The following is a 304-nucleotide window of genomic DNA, read 5'->3' on the forward strand; positions in this document are numbered from 1 at the left end:
TTGGATTAGATACCTATATTTTACTAGAAGCAGAGGGGGAAAACGAATAAAAATAATCAATTTGAAATGCAGTAAATTCAAGCGTTATAGCATTTCGCAAATAACTAATATATTAAAATTAGGGGTAAATTTACATGAAAAGTTAGGTTTTGTTTGTCAGTATTTTTGTTTGTTGTAACTGCATTTGCTTCTGTAGCCAATGCGGCTGATAACATTGCTGAAAGTCCGGATGTGAAAATAGTTATTGAAGGTGAAATGGGAACATATAACGATGTTACCATAATTGCAAATGGCAGAACTATGC

The sequence above is a fragment of the Acetivibrio cellulolyticus CD2 genome, from assembly GCF_000179595.2.
Classification (GTDB): Bacteria; Bacillota; Clostridia; order Acetivibrionales; family Acetivibrionaceae; genus Acetivibrio; species Acetivibrio cellulolyticus.